This is a genomic window from Labrenzia sp. VG12 (assembly GCF_002237595.1).
In the GTDB taxonomy this organism is placed as follows: domain Bacteria; phylum Pseudomonadota; class Alphaproteobacteria; order Rhizobiales; family Stappiaceae; genus Roseibium.
The window spans coordinates 726,392-741,454 of sequence record NZ_CP022529.1 but is presented as its reverse complement, the minus strand read 5'-3'; the positions used below and the strand labels follow the sequence as shown (position 1 = coordinate 741,454).

Below are 15,063 nucleotides of genomic sequence, written 5' to 3'. Positions count from 1 at the left end.
AAGGCCTTGAGAAACGATTCCTTTCCCTGTCTGGCCAACTGTTGAAGCCGTCGCCCGGCTCCTGATCGGCAATCTAAAAAAGGCGGCTCATGGCCGCCTTTTCCGGAAGTCGTGATTTACCTCTTATTCGGCAGGAGCCGTGCTTCCCACTTGCAACCCAGGCTCGGTGCCCGCCTTCTGTCTTTTCGGCGGCCTCACCCGGAAGAACAGGGCATAGAGGACCGGTGCCGCGATCAGGGTGAGCACCGTTGCAAAGGCCAGGCCGCCCATGATGGTCACCGCCATGCCGCGGAAGAAGGCATCCGACAGGAGCGGCGCCATGCCAAGGATGGTGGTGATCGCTGCAAGCATCACCGGGCGCATACGCGAGACACTGGCCTCGACAATCGCGGCATATTTCTCCCTGCCCTCGCGGATCAGAAGGTCGATTTCCTCCAGGAGAACTATCGCGTTCTTGATCAGCATGCCGGACAGCGACAGAAAACCGAGCAGCGACATGAAACCGAAGGGCGTGTCGGTGGCAAGCAGGGCAATGGCAACACCATTGATCGACATCGGCACCATCAGCCAGATGATCAGGGGCTGACGGACCGATCCGAACAGCAAGATCGAGATGATCAGCATCACCAGGAAGCCGAGCGGCAGCTGGGCCCCAAGCGACGCCTGCGCGTCATTTGTGCTCTCGTATTCCCCACCCCACTCCAGCGCGTAACCCGGAGGCAGACGGATGGCTTCGATCTGGGGTCGGACCCTTGCAAGCGCCGCGGAGGCGGTTTCGCCCGCCGTGGTTTCAGCCTTCACGGTCAGCGTGCGCACGCGGTCGCGACGATGGATCAGCGTATCCTGCGGTTCCATCACGAATTCGCGCACCACCTGGTCGATGGGCACGTAGCGGCGCTGATTGCTGCTCCACAAGAGCGAGTCGGAAACGCTTTCATTGACCGACAGGCCTTCAAGCCCTGCCCTGCGGGCGACGATCGGGATGCCTTCATCGACGTCCCGATAGGAACCCACCCGAACGCCTTCTGTTGCAAACTGCAGGGCAACAGAAAGTTCCTCGCGGGTTACGCCGGAGATGCGGGCACGGTCCTCATCGAAGATCGGGCGCACCACAAGCTCGCGCTGGCGCCAGTTGGTGTTGACGTCGGCCAGCCGGTTCTCCGGCAGGGCGAAGATCGCCTGGGCCTCGTTGCCCAGCCGTTTCAGGACATCCTCATCGGGACCCGAGAATCGCGCTTCGATCTTGGCGCCGCCACCCGGCCCGAAGACCAGGCGCTTCGTGATCACCTGGGCAGATGGAAAGCGGTCGGCAAACGCCCGGCGCAAATCCAGCGCAAGCATATCGATGTCGTCCCGGCTACTTGTGCGAACGATCATGTGGCCGTAGGCCGGGTTGGCGTCTTCCGGCGAATAGGTCAGCATGAAGCGGGTGGCGCCGCCACCGGCAAAACTGGTGACCGTCTCGACCCGCTCATCTTCGAGAATGAGCGCTTCCATCTCCTTCAGGTCGGCTTCCGTGGCCCGGATATCCGTGCCCTGGGGTGACCAGTAGTGGATGTAGAAAATCGGCGTGTTGCTGTCCGGAAAAAAGGCCTGCTTGACGTTGCCGAAGGCCATCACGCAGGCAACGGTGATGCCGATCAGCGCGGCAACGGTCAGAAGACGGACATGCAGCGTGCCGACCAGGAAGCCTCTGTAGATCTTGTAGAGAATCCCCTTGTAGGGATCGTGATCCTCCAGGTTGCCGGTCGCCGTCTTGAAGAAATACTTGCCGAACAGCGGCGTCACCGTGATGGCAAACACCCAGGACAGAAGCAGCGAAATCCCGATCACGGCAAACAGCGAAAACAGGAACTCGCCGGTCGCGTCCGGCGACAGCCCGATGCCTGAAAACGCCATGATGCCGATGACGGTCGCACCGAGCAGCGGCCACATGGTCTGCTTGACCACCTTGCTGGCCGCCTCGATCGCCCGCATGCCGCGCTGCATGTTGATCATCATGCCTTCGGCCACGACGATCGCGTTGTCGACGAGCATGCCCATGGCAATGATCAGCGCCCCGAGCGAAATCCGCTCCATCTCGATGGCGAAGATGCGCATGAACAGAACCGTCGCCATGACCGTCAGAAGAAGCACCGTTCCGACGACCAGCGCGGCCCGCCAACCCATGAACAGCGCCAGCACGCCGATGACGATCACCACGGAGGCCGCCAGGTTGAAAATGAAGCCGTTGACGCTTTCATCGACGACAATGTTCTGCTCGTAGATCGGGTGGATCTGCATGCCGACCGGCAGCTGCGCTTCGATCTCGGCCAGCTTTTCGATCACTCTGGCGCCAACCTCGACGATGTTCGTACCGTCCACCTGCGACACACCGATGGTGACAGCCTCGTGGCCGTCATGCCGGATGAGCCGGTTGGGCCGCTGAGGCTCGCCCAGTTCCACTGTTGCCACATCCGACAAGCGGATCATCGCGGTCGACCCCGGACGGCCGATCACCAGGTCCTGGATGCCGCGGTAGTCATCAAAGGCGGAAGCGGTCATCAGGCGGATACGCTGCTGACCGGACACCGCCGAGCCGTTGGTCTGAATGCGGTTCTCCGCATCCAGAACCCCGATGATGTCGGTAAAGGAAATGCCGAGACCCGCCATCTTGTCCTGATCGACATTCAGGTAGATGACATCCTCCGGTTCGCCGGCAACCTCGACCTTGCCGACACCGGGAACTGTCAGCAATTCCCGTCGAATGCGCTTGACCGTGTCGCGGATGTCGCGGTTTGTGTACCCATCGGCCGTTAAGGCATAGAAAAGCCCGTAGACATCGCCGAAATCGTCATAGACCAGCGGGGTGCCCGCCCCGGCCGGCAGATTCCGGACCTCATCATTGACCTTCCGGCGCAGCTCATCCCACACTTGCGGCAGTTCGGTGCCGTCATAGGTCGGCTTGATCTCGACGCTGATACGCGACAGGCCCGGCTCGGACACGGACGTGATCAGATCCAGCTGGGGCATCTGCTGGATGGCCGTCTCCAGGTTTTCCGTGACCTCGTTTTCCACCTCCGCGGCTGTCGCGCCGGGATAGCTGGTGATCACCTGTGCCTGTTTGATGGTAAAGGCCGGGTCTTCCAGCCTGCCAACGGTGGTCAGGCCCCACAGGCCACCCAGAAGCGCCATGAGGACGATCATCCAGGTGTTGACCGGCTTTTCGATGGAGTAGCGTGCAATATCCACGATATCTGATCCCTGTTTTGTCCGGACCCGGATCAGTTCAAACGGCGCACGACCTGGCCGTCGCTCAAGTAAGCGACGCCGGCAGAGACGATCTCGTCACCCGGTTTCAGACCTGCGCGCACGGGGATGTAGTCGCCCATGATGGTCCCGATTTCCACGACCTGTTTCGAAACGGCACCCGTATCCTCTGAGAATTTCCAGACATAGGCAGCACCGTCACCATCCACGCCGACGGCGCCGGTGGGCACCAGGAACTGCTCGCCAAGTTCCAGGCCTTCCGGCAGGAACTTGACGATCACGGAGGACGTCATGCCCGGAAACAGCTGCCCGGCGTCTTCGCGCGGCATGGCCAGCGTTACCCGATAGGTCTGGGTGATCTCATCGACCTGGCTTGAATGCTCGCGATAGGTCAGCGGAAACAGCTTTTCGCCATAGGCCGGAAACTTGGCCTCGATCGACGCGACTTCCGATTCCGTGACCCGCCCGAACAGGGCTTCGGCGACATTGATGTCGACCTGCACCTCGGACACATCATGCAATCTGACAACCGGTGTGCCGACGCTGACAGTTGTGAAATTGTCGATCAGGCGGTTGGAAACGATGCCGTCAAAGGGCGCCTTCAAAGAGGTGTATTCCAGGTTCTGCTTGGCTTCCTTCTGGTCCTCAAGGGCAAGATCATAGGTGTTGCGCTGCTCGTCATAGGCGGACTGCGAAATCACCGAGCGGTCTCGCAGGGTCTCAAGCCGGTCCAGCTCGCGCTTGGCCTGTTCGACGCGGAACGTTGCCTCGCGCAGGGCGCGGTCATAATCCGTTGTATCGAGCCTGGCGATCAGATCGCCCTCCTTCACCTGCTGGCTTTCCAGAACCGGCAGCTGAACCAGCCGGCCGGGAACCTGGAAAGACAGGTTCACGGTCTGCACGGCTGCGATCCGGCCGGCAAAGCGCCGCTCCAGGAGGCCGATCTGATCCGTCACGGTGAAGATTTTTGCCGGTCGGGGCGCTGCATGCAGCGCCGCTTCGGCTTCTGCGACCGGGTCGACGGCGTTGTCCTGGCACGCTGCCAGAAGAACGGCTGCCATCAGAAAACCGGTGAAGCGTCCGGCCGAGGCCAGGTTCATTGCCAACATCATTCTCAGTCCCGATGTTCGAATTCGGACAGGCGGCTGCGGAGTTCTTCGAACACGGCAGCCTGCTCATTCTCATTGAAAATTGCGACACAATGGGCTTCTGCGAAATGCAGGCCCTCAAGGCTCGCCCAGATCGCCCAGGCTCTACCCACTTCCGGTGTCTCGCCCTGGATTGCCGCTTTCAGCCGCGCCTTCACGTCCATGAAAGGCTCGCTCAGGTCCGGCTTGGCGGCCGTGGTGGCCAGCATGGCGCGCGCCAGGTCCCGGTTCTGCTTCAGCCAGCCCTCGGTGACATCGATCATCGCACTCAGGGTCGGACAGGGCGAAGACAGGTTCTGCGCACGTGCCGCGATGACTTCCGCTTCGAACTGGCGGCCAAGGTGTTCCACCATGCCGGTGATCAACGCATCCTTGGTCGGAAAATTGTAGAGCACACCGCCCTTTGAAAACCCCGCCGCCTCCGCGACCGCATCGATTGTCAGCGCTGGCGCACCGGCCCGCCGGATGAGATCCAGCGCAGCGTCAAGAATGCTTGATTTGGAATCTTGCGCCTTGCGCGCAGGTCTGGAACTCATGCGGCTTTACCGTCTGGTCAGTACAGTTGCCGCGCCTTCTAAACCGTCCAGCCGGTACAGACAAGCTGTAAAAAGAGGCAATCGTCGTTTTCCGCAGACGCTCAGTCTGCGGAAAACGGGCCAAATCAGTCGAGAGATAGCAAGGCTGGATCAGGCGGCTGCGTTGGCCATCGCCGCTTCGTTTGCCGCCTGTTCGGCGGCGGCGGCTTCGGCTGCCAGACGTGCGCGCTCGCGCGCGTCTTCCTCAGCACGTTCCGCGAATTCGATGAACTCGTTGGCAGGCATTGGCGCAGCGAAGAAATACCCCTGGGCCGCGGTCACACCGAGCTCCAGGAGCCGGTCGATCTGTTCTTCCATCTCGACGCCCTCGGCAATGATGCCCATACCGAGATTGTCGGCCAGCTCAACCATGGAGTCGACGATCGTCGTGGAATTGTCGTCCGACCCGATCGTGTCGATGAACATCTTGTCGATCTTGATGATGTCGACACCAAGCTTCTGCAGATAGGCCATGCCACCATGACCGGTACCGACGTCGTCGAGTGCGACCCGAACACCAAGCGCCTGCAGTTCGGCGATGATCTTGCGGGCCAGTTCCATGTCTTCCAGCGGATGGCGTTCGGTCACCTCGACCACGATCTGCTGGAAGGAGATTGCGGATTTTTCGAAGATCGACTTGATATCCGAAATGATTTCCCGATCCAGGAAATGGCCGGCAAACAGGTTGACCGACAGCTTCAGATCCGGGTTTTCGCCGTAGAGTTCGCCGATTTCCTCCGAGGACACGCGCATCATGTGCCGGGTCATGTCGAAGATATGACCATTGTTCTCCGCATAGGCCATGAACTGTCCGGGAGACACGATCATGCCGTTCGGACGCCGCCAGCGCATCAGGATCTCGCAGCCACGCAGGCGGCCGCTTTCGATGTCCATGACAGGCTGATAGTAGGGAATGAACTCGCCGTTGCGGATCGCGGCAACAAACTCGTCGTCCGCTTCCCGTTCCGGCCGCCAGGACAACCAGACGCCGATGGCGACAAAAAGAACCGCTATGCCCGCGCAGGCAGCAACCGCAATCACCTTCAGGTCCTGGACCAGCTGTCCGGCGGCAGAGGCCGGTGCCGTCACAGAGGCAACAAGCGGGTAAAGCTCCGACCTGACATCGACGGTCAGGATTTCCGACGGGTCGCTGGCTTCGGAGTTATAGCCACCGACTGTGTACCAGAGCAGATTGTCTCCAAGACGCAATTCGGTCCTGCGATAGGAGCGCAGGTAGTCGGGGCCCGGATCCATGGCGATCACCGCGGGGGTGACCTCTGCAAACAGGCGGCTCTTGTTTTTCAGGTCCCAGCTGATGACTGCGGCCCGCACGCCCAGATAGGATCTTTCCAGCATGCCGATCCCGACCAGCGGACCGTCTTCGCGGATCGGCGGCAGGATCACCTCACCGGCCAGTTCCCGGTCGGGAAACACGCACATGCGCTGGCCGGCAGCATCCGCCAGCCCGATGGCATCGATCATGCCGTGTTCCAGGATCTGCTTTTCATAGATCACGCGGTCTGCGGCATTGCAGGTCTGGACATCGTCCCGATCCAGACGTTGCAGCAGGGAAACGGTGGTGCTGATCGCTTCCTCGGCGCGATGTACTGTTGCCTGGCCCATGCCCTCCATTTCGGTAATCGCACGGCGTTCAGCATATTGGTTCAAAATGATATTGATCGCGAACAGCGGCGTTGTCGCCAGCACAAGGGCGATCAGAACTGTTTTCGCAAAACCTAAATACCGGAAGGACAAGACGCGGGCCTGTTCGTGAATAAACTCTTTCTGAAGATGGCTGAACTGGGTAAACAAGGACTGAAGATTCAGCTGTTTCATTCAGATCAAAGCGGCGGCGTGCACGCGCGTGGTCAGATGCCGCAAAACCAAGGAAATCAGCTGCCGGGGAGGATTTCATGCAGGCATTGTTCATCGGTCAGGCCTATATCGACGTCACCTTCTTGACCGACCGCCTGCCGACCGGCGACGAAAAGGCGATCGCCAATGATTACGCGATCAGCTTTGGCGGCAACGCCGTCACCGCAGCCTTCTGTTGCGCCAAACTGGGCGGCAAGCCGGATCTGCTATGTTCCCAGGCCGATGACTGGCTGTCGCGCATGTTCCTCGACATGGCGGCGGCCTATGGCATTTCGATCCATGGCAGAAAAGTACGCGAGAGTTCGCTGTCCTTCATCATGCCCAAGGGCGGCAAGCGCGCCATTGTGCGCTGCCGGGACAATGAATTCCTGCATCCCTTCCCACCATTGACCCTTACCGGCCTGAAAGCGCTGCATCTCGACGGACACATGCCGGATGCCGCCCTCCACTACGCCGCCACCTGCAAGAACAATGGAATTCTGACCTCGCTTGACGGCGGCGCGGTGCGCGAAAACACGGACGAGTTGCTGGAACATATCGACATCGCCGTCGTGTCCGAGCGCTTCTGCGAGCAGCTCGGCAAATCGGCCGGCGAGACCCTGGCGTATCTGCGCTCGAAAAACTGTCCTGTGGGCGCGGTCACGCTCGGCGAACAAGGTGTGCTCTGGTATGAAGCAGGCGGCCCCGACAAGGTCCTGCCCGCCCTTTCCGTTCCCCTTGACAAGGTCGTGGATTCCAACGGGGCCGGCGATGTTTTCCACGGCGCTTACATCGCCTCTTATCTTCACTGGCCCGAACACAGCTGGGACCAGCACTTCCGCTTCGCCCGTGGCGCGTCGACCCATGCCATCCAGCATCTTGGCAACGAAGCCAGCCTGCCGACAATTGAAGACATCGAACGCGCAAGCAGTGCTTACCCGGAAAAGAGCGCGGCCTGACCTGACTGCCGTGCCCGCTCTATCGCAATCGGATCTGCCAACAGGCTGTTCTGACAATGTGTGATGCAGGACACATCTTGTTCGTACGGAGCGTCTAAACCTTGCTTCGGCTTTCACCTTGCCTCCCTCTGGATCTTCAAGCAGAGTGGAGGCGCCTCTATTCATGGAGATTTTCAATGAAATTTGTCCGTTCGCCCCGGATTGCCGCCGGCCTGACGGCCGCCGTCAGCCTGATCGCTCTGCAGGCCACCCCTGCCCTTGCGTTCGACCCAACGGGAAATGACGTCGCCGACGCCTTTCTGACCCTGCTCGATGCCCAGGAAGGCACCGTTGAAAGCTATGGCGGTGTCGACGTTTCCGGCGACACCGTCACCATCAACGACGTTGTTGTGACCCAGGACGGCGACGACGGCCGCGTGACCATTGCGGCGACGACCCTGACGAACGGCGCCGTCCAGGACAACGGACGGCTCAAGCTGGGCGGCCTTGACCTTGAGAACCTGGAACTGAATGCAGATGACGGCGGTCTGAGCCTTGCCAGCCTGTCGGTGACCGATCTGCTGCTGCCGTCTCCGGCCGAGATGGAAGCTGACACGCCGCCAGTGGGCCCCGGTTACAAGACCCTTGAAGCGACATCGATCGAGATCCGCGACGAAGACGGCAAGGTTGCCGACATCACCAAGATCTCGTCCTCCATCGATGGCATGGACGGCGATCTGCCGACCGGCGGCCAGTTTGCCGTTACCGGCGCGACCGTGGATGTCACGCAGCTGGAAGCTGATGAAAGCAAGACGCTGACCGACCTCGGCTATCAGACGCTGACCGTCGATCTCGCCGGATCTGCCAAGTGGGATCCGGAAGCTGCGACCCTGGTCGTACCGGAGATCAAGGTCGATGCCAAGGATGCCGCCAAGCTGTCCCTGTCGTTCTCTTTGGGCGGCGTCACCCGTGATGTGATCACCCAGCTCAACGAAAAGTCGGACAAGCCGGAAGAAGCCATGGCGCTGCTCCAGAACGTCACCGTCGACAATGCCAAGATCCGGCTGGACGATGCGTCTCTGACGGGCCGCATCCTTGATCAGGAAGCAAAAAAGGCGGGTGTCGAGACACCGCAATATGTCGCCGGCATCACCGGCAGCCTGCCGATGATGCTTGGCATGCTGCAGAACAAGGAACTTGAAGGACAGGTGGCCCAGGCTGTGACTGAGTACCTGAACACGCCTGGTTCGCTTCAGGTTGTTGCCGCTCCGTCGGCGCCGGTCCCGGTCTCCCAGATCATGGGTACGGCCATGCTGGCACCGCAGATGATCCCGCAGATCCTGGCCGTCGGCATCACCGCCAACCAGTGATCTGACGTCAATACGACTAGGAAAGCCCGGACAATGTCCGGGCTTTTTTCGTTTGCAGAGACCGCTGGCCAGGACATGTTCCAGCCAATTGGCGCGTTCTGCCGGAGCCGTTTTGATCCAAGACCAAGGGAGCTGACGTAGAGCGTGCCGGCGGCACGGTCGAGACAGCTTCTGCAGGCATGGGCCGAACGGGCCCGCCCCATCGGGTTTGTGTCTGACAGACGTCTGTTTTGCCGGGCCGCTTGTCCACAGCTCCGCAATGTGCGCCCTCCCCTCATGCGGCCTACCTCGCAAGACCTCAATCAGGATGCGCCAAATTGGCCGGAAAATGCTCTAGGGTCAGGACTCATAAATTTGATCGAAATGGCGCAACAAACGACAACGAGCTGCAAGGAAAACCGCGACAAGCGGGCTCCCTGCCCGGTTGAGTGGTTTGACGCAGCAGATCAAAGCCGTTTTTGCGTCCTTCCGGGATAGGGTGAATTTGCCCGGCAACGTCGTTGCAAATCTTGGGAAACCCGACGGTTTCCTGCAGCTTTGCGCCTCGTATCCGAACAAATTCATCCCTACCATTTCACTCAAATTAATGGGTCCTGACCCTAGGCCGCGGCTTCCTTGCGGTTCTGGAACTGAAGTTCGCACAGGCGGCGATAGACACCGTCATGTTCGAAGAGATCGTCATGCGACCCGCTTTCGATCAGGTGCCCCTTGTCCAGGACATGGATCTTGTGTGCATGACGAACGGTGCTCAGCCTGTGGGCGATCACGATGGTTGTGCGGCCTGCCATCAGCGTCTCGAGCGCCGCCTGGATCTTTGCTTCCGATTCCGCATCAAGCGCCGAAGTTGCCTCGTCCAGGAGCAGGATAGGGGCATCGCGCAGCATGGCCCTTGCGATCGCAATGCGCTGCCGCTGTCCACCGGACAGCCGCCCGCCGCCCTCGCCTGCCAGGGTCGCGTAGCCGTCCGGCAGCTCCTGGATGAAGTCGTGTGCGTTTGCTGCCCGAGCGGCCGCCTCGATCTCGGCCTGCGTGGCGTCGGGTTTCCCGACCGCGATGTTGTCGCGAACGGAAATGTTGAACAGATAGGACTCCTGCCCGACATAGGCGATGTTCCGGCGCAGCGTTTCCATCGATACGGATCTGATCGCTTGTCCGTCGATCGCGATCTCGCCCGACTGCGGGTCATAGAACCGCTCAATCAGGGCAAAGACCGTCGATTTACCGGCCCCGGAGGCACCAACCAGGGCGGTTGTCTTGCCGCCTTCGGCCGTGAGTGACAGACCTGTGAGCGCGGCACCCTCGCCATAGGAGAACCGGACGTCCTTCAGGACAACGTCGCCGCTCTTGACCGTCAGGGCGGGTGCGTTTTCGATCTTGACCAGGTCCGGTTGCTCGTCGATCAGTTCGTACATCAACCTTGCGCCGACAATCGCCTTGCTCAGATTGACATTGAGCCTGGCAAGGCGCCGTGCCGGGTCATAGGCCAGCAACAGAGCCGTGATGAACGCGAAAAACGCGCCCGGATCCTTGCCCAGTTCCACCACCGAATAGCCGCCGTAAAAGATCACCAGCGCGATGGCAAAGCCGCCAAGCGTCTCCATCAGGGGAGACGTCCGCGCCGTCAAAGAGGCAATCTTGTTTGACTGGCTCTGCACCTCGGCAACAGCGCCCGCCATGCGCTTGTGCATGGCCGGTTCCATGCCGAAGGCCTTGACGATCCGGATACCGAGCACCGTTTCCTGAAGCGTCGCGCCGATCTTGGCGTTCGAGACAACCTGCCGCTTGGCATAGGTCTTGACCCGTTTCACCAGGAACCCCACGCCGATCACGATGGGCGGCATGATCACGAGAGCCAGAAGGCTCATGATCGGGTCCATGGAAATCAGAACAACCACGAGACCGATCAGGGTCAGGATGTCCCGGCCGAGGCTCAGCACCAGCATGTCGATGACATTGCGGGCGCTGGCGGATCCCGTGTTGACGCGAATGGCCAGTTCCGGCAGCGACATACGGTCGAAATAGGCCTGGTCCTGTTCGGTCAGGCGCCTGAACAGTTTTTTCTGCAGATCGGCGACGATGGCATTGCCCACCCGCGACAACACCACCATCTGGCCGTAGGTCGATGCGCCTTTCAGCGTGAAGATCGCGATCACCGCACCTGCGATGACGTAGATCATCGCCTTGTCGCGGTTGATGAAGACCTCGTTGATGATGTCCTTCATGATCCAGGCGCTGGCAGCGGTTGTTGCCGCGACCAGGCCCATGAACACAAAGGCCAGCGCATAGCGCGGGATATAGGTCCGGATGTTTTCGCTCAGCAATCGCTTGACGGTCTGGACGGTGCCGTCCTGATCTTCAAAGACCTGCCATTTTGCAGGGTTTAGCACGAAGCATTGCCTTTCATCAGAGTTCTGTTCCCGGCATGAAAGAGGCCAGCAAAGCCGGCCTCCCTGCCCCTTTCAGGAAGGGGTATCCGTTTCTGGTCCGCAGCCGCAAGGGCCCCAGTTTACGCTTCCGGCAGGTTCAGCCGCAAATGCAAATCGCGAAGCTGAGCCGCCGTCGCCTCGTTGGGCGCCCCCATCATCAGGTCTTCGGCCTTCTGGTTCATCGGGAACAGCATGACCTCACGAATGTTGGCCTCGTCTGCGAGCAGCATCACCATGCGGTCGATACCGGCCGCGCAGCCACCATGCGGCGGGGCGCCATACTGGAACGCGTTGACCATGCCGCCGAAACGCTTGTCGACTTCCTCGTTCGGGTAGCCGGCGATTTCGAAGGCCTTGTACATGATTTCCGGCTTGTGGTTCCGGATCGCTCCGGACACCAGCTCGTGACCGTTACAGGACAGGTCGTACTGAAAGCCAAGAACGTCAAGCGGATCGCCTTCCAGCGCTTCCATGCCACCCTGGGGCATGGAGAACGGGTTGTGCTCGAAGTCGATCTCGCCGGTTTCCTCATCCCGTTCGTAGATCGGGAAGTCGACGATCCAGGCAAATTCGAACCGGTCCTTGTCGGTGTGGCCGAGTTCTTCGCCGATGATGACCCGCGCCTTGGCGGCCACGGCCGTGAACTGCTTCGGCTTGCCACCGAGGAAGAACGCCGCGTCGCCCTCTTCCAGGCCGAGCTGCTGGCGGATGGCTTCGGTGCGTTCCGGACCGATGTTCTTGGCGAGCGGGCCCGCGGCTTCCGTCGAGCCGTCCTCGGCCTTGCGCCAGAAGATATAGCCCATGCCCGGAAGGCCTTCGCCCTGCGCGAACTTGTTCATGCGGTCGCAGAACTTGCGGCTGCCGCCCTTCGGCGCCGGAATGGCGCGGATCTCGGTACCCGGCTGTTCCAGGAGGTTGGCGAAGATGGCAAAGCCGGAGCCGGCAAAATGCTCGGACACGATCTGCATCTTGATCGGGTTGCGCAAGTCCGGCTTGTCGGTGCCGTACCAGAGAGCACTGTCCTTGTAGGAGATCTGCGGCCAGTTGCGGTTGACCGGGCGGCCGTTGCCGAACCGCTCGAAGCAACCGGCGATCACCGGCTCGATCGTGTCGAAGACCTCCTGCTGCGTGACAAAGGACATTTCCATGTCGAGCTGGTAGAAATCGGTCGGCGAACGGTCGGCACGCGGGTCCTCGTCGCGGAAACACGGCGCGATCTGGAAATACTTGTCGAAGCCGGAGACCATGAGCAGCTGCTTGAACTGCTGCGGCGCCTGGGGCAGCGCATAAAACTTGCCCGGATGCAGACGGGACGGCACCAGGAAGTCACGCGCGCCTTCCGGCGAGGACGCCGTGATGATCGGCGTCTGGAACTCGTTGAAACCGATCTCCCACATGCGGTCGCGCAGATCGCGCACGACGTTGGAGCGCAGGATCATGTTGTTGTGCAGCTTTTCGCGGCGCAGATCCAGGAAGCGGTACTTCAGGCGCACCTCTTCCGGGTAGTCCAGCTCGCCGAACACCGGCAGCGGCAATTCCTTGGCCGATCCAAGCACTTCCATGTCGCGGATGAAGACTTCGATTTCACCGGTCGGCAGGTCCTTGTTGACCGTTTCCGGCGTGCGCTGTTTCACGTTGCCGTCAATGCGGATACACCACTCGGAACGAACGGTTTCAGCCAGACCAAAAGCGGCCGAATCCGGATCAACCACACACTGGGTGACGCCATAATGGTCGCGCAGATCAATGAACAGCACCCCGCCATGATCTCGAACCCGGTGAACCCAGCCGGAAAGACGGATGGTCTGGCCTTCGTCGGACAGACGGAGATCACCGCACGTGTGACTACGGTAGGGGTGCATTCTAAATCCTCGGTATTCTTCTTGGCATAGAAAATCATTACGGCCCGCCGGAGGCAGGCCGTGTCGGGCTGCACAAGCCATGTTGCGAAGCGAAAGTCAAGGGAGAGGCTTGCGGGAGGCTTGATCGGGCGCCGATTGTTTCCGGCTGTTGCCGTGTCGCCAGTCAGATTTCGGGTTTCGATTGCGCCAACTTCACAAAAGGCTCACCTCGGAAACCTTAACGGTACCCGGCCGGCACCGTCTCACACGTTGCTATGATGTTCAGAGCAATCGCTTCCCCAACGGTCCAAGGCTGACCAAAAAAGAAAGATCTTACAATCACGGCGAACGAAAAACAGGTCGGGATCTTTTCCTACCACGACATCTTCGTCCCCGTGAACGATAACACTGATGTTTTCGTCAGAGTCAGCGTCAGTGATCATGGCGGTACGGTCTACTCGTTTGAGAAAGTGCGCCAAACGATCATGAAGCCTGACCGGCCGGATTACGTCTATGATCCGAATGGCTTGTCATTTCGATTCTAGCACCTGAAACAATCAGCAATGCTTTCAGGGAAATGATCGAAGGAGACGACCTTGAGCATATATTTTGCAAACAAATTGCCACACCCGGCGCTTCCGGAGCAGGAACAGAATGACGAGAGAAGCCGTTTCCGCGAAACTTCGCGACACGCTGCTGGCACTGGAAAACGAGACCGAGATCGTGCTGGCGACCACGAATGTGAATCGCGTTGCCGATAGACTTTGCAATGCCGTTTCGGAAGAAACACCGGTGCCGGCGATCAGCGCCAGCGAGTGGCAGGCTCTGCGCGCCTTGATTTTTCACGCGCTTGAGGACGACAAGTTTTTCGATCGGGAAATGCCAACCCTGACCGGGCTCACCGCGAAAGAGTTCAGGCAGTTGGCCGACAGGTTGTCTGCCGGCTAACTGTCTACCGCCTGCAGCAACGGATGCCATTGCCCGCGGATCTCGTGCGACTTGGAATCCGAATAGTCGAAAACGCCGGAGCCGGCGGCCGCATGTCGGGCGTAGAGCACTCTGTCGGATATGCGTGCGAGCAGCGGAAAGCCCTTTTTGGCGAAGGTCTGTTCGAGGTCCCCCACCTGGGTCGAACGCTTGTTGATGCGGTTGGCGACGACGAAGATGTCCGCCTTGCCCTTGCGCACCCGTTTGATGTCGGAAATGCCGTCGAGAAATTTCAGCGTCGCATCCCAGTCAAACGCAGAGGCCAGCACCGGTACGATGATGTCGGAGGCTTCGGCGATCAGGTTCTTGGCGAGCTCGGAGCGCAGACCGCCGGGACCATCGATGACAATCGCGTCGAGCTTCTTGTCCTTGTCGCCGATACTGTCTTCCTTGGTCCAGTTCAGACCCTCGATCGGTGTCAGCGATTTCGGGCGGCGCTTGACCCAGGAGAGCGACGATTTCTGGCGGTCGGCATCAGCCAGCGCAACATCTTCTCCGCGCGCGGCCAGGGCAACGGCGAGATTCGTGGCAAGTGTTGTCTTGCCGCAACCGCCCTTGGAATTCACCACCAGTATCTTGCGCATTACCGCTCCCTTCGTCGACCACGTCTTTCCCTGCCACCGCCCAACATAGGCGCACATTTTGCGCCTTTTCAAGAGTCGCTGCGCCGAAAAT

10 protein-coding genes are annotated in these 15,063 nt (G+C 60.1%); 3 read left to right on the top strand and 7 right to left on the bottom strand.

Features of this window, described 5'->3' with window-relative positions; translation table 11 throughout:
• Nucleotides 1-123: 123 nt before the first annotated feature.
• The 4 genes from CHH27_RS03400 to CHH27_RS03385 all read right to left on the bottom strand — a co-directional run bounded on the left by CHH27_RS03400 (nucleotide 124) and on the right by CHH27_RS03385 (nucleotide 6,808).
• Nucleotides 124-3,231 carry an efflux RND transporter permease subunit gene (locus tag CHH27_RS03400; RefSeq protein ID WP_094070332.1) on the bottom strand — a complete coding sequence of 1,036 codons (3,108 nt, stop codon included), beginning with the start codon at nucleotides 3,229-3,231 and terminating at the stop codon, nucleotides 124-126.
• Between the two features lie 32 nt (nucleotides 3,232-3,263).
• Nucleotides 3,264-4,361 carry an efflux RND transporter periplasmic adaptor subunit gene (locus CHH27_RS03395; RefSeq protein WP_208988497.1) on the bottom strand — a complete coding sequence of 366 codons (1,098 nt, stop codon included), beginning with the start codon at nucleotides 4,359-4,361 and terminating at the stop codon, nucleotides 3,264-3,266.
• 2 nt (nucleotides 4,362-4,363) lie between these two features.
• A complete protein-coding gene (locus CHH27_RS03390; protein WP_094070331.1) occupies nucleotides 4,364-4,933 on the bottom strand; it encodes a TetR/AcrR family transcriptional regulator in 570 nt (189 codons plus the stop codon).
• Between the two features lie 150 nt (nucleotides 4,934-5,083).
• Complete coding sequence (locus tag CHH27_RS03385; RefSeq protein ID WP_198338339.1) at nucleotides 5,084-6,808, bottom strand: EAL domain-containing protein; 1,725 nt, start codon at nucleotides 6,806-6,808, stop codon at nucleotides 5,084-5,086.
• A gap of 77 nt (nucleotides 6,809-6,885) precedes the next feature.
• Between CHH27_RS03385 and CHH27_RS03380 the strand changes: the two genes are divergently transcribed.
• A complete protein-coding gene (locus CHH27_RS03380; protein WP_094070330.1) occupies nucleotides 6,886-7,785 on the top strand; it encodes a sugar kinase in 900 nt (299 codons plus the stop codon).
• 176 nt (nucleotides 7,786-7,961) lie between these two features.
• The gene (locus CHH27_RS03375; RefSeq protein ID WP_094070329.1) at nucleotides 7,962-9,134 is read left to right on the top strand and encodes a hypothetical protein; all 1,173 of its coding nucleotides are present in this window, start codon (nucleotides 7,962-7,964) and stop codon (nucleotides 9,132-9,134) included.
• Between the two features lie 599 nt (nucleotides 9,135-9,733).
• Here the strand turns inward: CHH27_RS03375 and CHH27_RS03370 are convergent.
• Complete coding sequence (locus tag CHH27_RS03370) at nucleotides 9,734-11,521, bottom strand: ABC transporter ATP-binding protein (RefSeq protein ID WP_094070328.1); 1,788 nt, start codon at nucleotides 11,519-11,521, stop codon at nucleotides 9,734-9,736.
• 119 nt (nucleotides 11,522-11,640) lie between these two features.
• Complete coding sequence (aspS, locus tag CHH27_RS03365; RefSeq protein WP_094070327.1) at nucleotides 11,641-13,422, bottom strand: aspartate--tRNA ligase; 1,782 nt, start codon at nucleotides 13,420-13,422, stop codon at nucleotides 11,641-11,643.
• 633 nt (nucleotides 13,423-14,055) lie between these two features.
• Between aspS and CHH27_RS03355 the strand changes: the two genes are divergently transcribed.
• Entirely contained in the window at nucleotides 14,056-14,349 is a 294-nt protein-coding gene (locus CHH27_RS03355; protein ID WP_094070325.1) for a hypothetical protein, read from the top strand.
• Here CHH27_RS03355 and CHH27_RS03350 read toward each other — a convergent pair.
• Nucleotides 14,346-14,972 carry a ParA family protein gene (locus tag CHH27_RS03350; protein WP_094074488.1) on the bottom strand — a complete coding sequence of 209 codons (627 nt, stop codon included), beginning with the start codon at nucleotides 14,970-14,972 and terminating at the stop codon, nucleotides 14,346-14,348. The genes CHH27_RS03355 and CHH27_RS03350 overlap by 4 nt on opposite strands.
• Nucleotides 14,973-15,063: the final 91 nt, after the last annotated feature.

Bases quoted from the DNA above. Each gene is read 5' to 3' on its own strand.
- CHH27_RS03395 (WP_208988497.1), bottom strand. From the start codon at position 4,361: ATGATGTTGGCAATGAACCTGGCCTCGGCCGGACGCTTCACCGGTTTT.
- CHH27_RS03390 (WP_094070331.1), bottom strand. From the start codon at position 4,933: ATGAGTTCCAGACCTGCGCGCAAGGCGCAAGATTCCAAATCAAGCATT.
- CHH27_RS03385 (WP_198338339.1), bottom strand. From the start codon at position 6,808: ATGAAACAGCTGAATCTTCAGTCCTTGTTTACCCAGTTCAGCCATCTT.
- CHH27_RS03380 (WP_094070330.1), top strand. From the start codon at position 6,886: ATGCAGGCATTGTTCATCGGTCAGGCCTATATCGACGTCACCTTCTTG.
- CHH27_RS03375 (WP_094070329.1), top strand. From the start codon at position 7,962: ATGAAATTTGTCCGTTCGCCCCGGATTGCCGCCGGCCTGACGGCCGCC.
- aspS (WP_094070327.1), bottom strand. From the start codon at position 13,422: ATGCACCCCTACCGTAGTCACACGTGCGGTGATCTCCGTCTGTCCGAC.
- CHH27_RS03355 (WP_094070325.1), top strand. From the start codon at position 14,056: ATGACGAGAGAAGCCGTTTCCGCGAAACTTCGCGACACGCTGCTGGCA.
- CHH27_RS03350 (WP_094074488.1), bottom strand. From the start codon at position 14,972: ATGCGCAAGATACTGGTGGTGAATTCCAAGGGCGGTTGCGGCAAGACA.